General features: G+C 64.2%; 2 protein-coding genes and 1 pseudogene. All 3 read right to left on the bottom strand.

All coding sequences use genetic code 11. From position 1 onward, the window contains the following. Positions 1–262: pseudogene (locus BJF77_RS02440) on the bottom strand (TnpV protein); the annotation flags it as partial. Between the two features lie 320 nt (positions 263–582). Continuing rightward, the gene (locus tag BJF77_RS02435; RefSeq protein ID WP_047804915.1) at positions 583–1,221 is read right to left on the bottom strand and encodes an Abi family protein; all 639 of its coding nucleotides are present in this window, start codon (positions 1,219–1,221) and stop codon (positions 583–585) included. Between the two features lie 247 nt (positions 1,222–1,468). Next, positions 1,469–1,815 (bottom strand): DinB family protein (locus BJF77_RS02430; protein WP_369821347.1); only part of this gene is annotated, 347 nt, incomplete at its 5' end.

Genomic DNA, 1,815 nt, shown 5'->3' with positions numbered 1-1,815 from the left:
TGCACCGACGGTCCGGGGTCAGCATCTCCGCGCGCACGATCTCCTCGGCCTGCATCTTCGACGCGTTCAACCGCCCCACCTTCTCCAGGTAGGCCTCCCCCGCCGGATCCGGGCCAGCCAGCTCCATCATCAGCTCGCCCACCCGCTGCGCCGCCTCCTCCCCCAGCGCCTCGAACCACTGAACCGGATCCGGGATCAGGGCGTACTCCGCCGGCGCGGTCGTCTTCCACGCTTCCTGCGCGAACTTGCCGTACGTGTTCATCACGAACCTCCTCGGGTTCCGGGAAGAGAAAGGCATCAATGCTCAGCTGCCCCTCGACTTGTGTCCTCTTGCGGGCTCGGGCCATGGGGGATCTCCTGAGTGCTATCGGGAATCTCCCCCTCACGCTACCCAGCCATTCCATGGCCGGCTTGTAGAACACGCACCAGCAAACCCCTATTATGTTGATATGTCAACATTAAGACGTTGTGTGCTCCGCTCCTTCACACCAGCAATGGCAGCTAGGGGCGTTTCCAACGATCGAGACGGCCGAAAGCGGGATGCCGTACGGCAGCAGAGGATCACTGGTAGGACGAACGGGCTCATGGCCGTCCGGGGCGAGAGACCATCAGGGCGTGCACCCGCGAGGTCTCCCACAGCCATTGAGGGGCTTGGGCGTCGACGTAGCCGGCGATGAAGGTGAGATCGGCGAAGTGCTGGGCCACGTTGGTGTGGAAGATCGGTTCGTGATGAGCCACCCTGTTTCGCAGGTCGTGCACCCGGGCCACCACCGTCTCCAGCTCCTGCCGGCTCCGTTCATGGCGAGGCACCCCTTGGAAGCCGGCCTGGACGCGGGGCCACACGGTGGACTGATGGTGACTGGTGAGCAGGTAGCGCCAGAAGCCGAAGGTCAGTTCGGCCACGACCCGGCCAGATGTGACCTGGCGGCCACCGCGGCCGGCACGTCCTTTCGCGGTGGCGATCTCTCGCTGAGATCGTGTGTTGAACCGGTAGTACGGGTCGTCGTACCAGGCGCCGTGGGTGGAGTGTGGTGCCAGTTGGGCGTGGACGACGTTGCGCAACAGCACCTCGACATGTCCGATGAGTTCGAAGAACGCCCCCGTCAGTTCCGCGTTCCACATGTAGAGCGCCACCGTGTCCTCGGGAGCGGCGGCGTACTTGGACAGCCGATCGGTACTGACCCACCCCTCGAGCTGAGCCTGACTGGGAACGAAGGGCACTTGATGCCTCACTTCACGGTGGATAGACTGGATGGCGAAGACCCCAGAACGATCCCTGCTCTGAAAGATCGAGCACATCGCTGGGGTTTCAGCTTTTAATCCAGGCTATCGAGGTGCCGGCACATCTCTGGGATCAGGATGGCCCTACCAGCGCCTTCCTCGGTTCCCGCGGTGACGTGGAGCAGACGTGCACGATGTCCACGCTGGAACCGCAGTTGCATCACCAGGTCCGTGCATCGGAGCGGGTTCACGGTGCTCGGCTGAGCGTCAGCTGCTGGCGGTGGTGGTCGTAGTGCTGGGTGCCGTAGTGGTAGATCTCGGCCAGGCTCATCCAGTCTCGGAAGTAGGGATCCCAGTGCACCGGCATGTGCATCCCGCGGGCCAGCGCATCCTCCGACTCGGTTTTGAGCCGGGCCTGGAGAATGTCGAGGGTGCGGTCGAACCACCGGATCAGCCGCGGGCCGTGGATCACCCGGGCCGCACCCCGGTCGCTCTGGTAGTTGATGACGTGGAAAGCTCCGGTGCCGGCCTCCAGTGCTCGGGCGAAGCTGCGGCTGACCTGATCGGGCAGCCGGCCCATCAGACGCACCAGGG

Source organism: Kocuria sp. CNJ-770 (assembly GCF_001942375.1).
Taxonomy (GTDB): domain Bacteria; phylum Actinomycetota; class Actinomycetes; order Actinomycetales; family Micrococcaceae; genus Kocuria; species Kocuria oceani.
The sequence above is the reverse complement of the archived record's forward strand: the minus strand, read 5'-3'. Positions and strand labels throughout refer to the sequence as shown.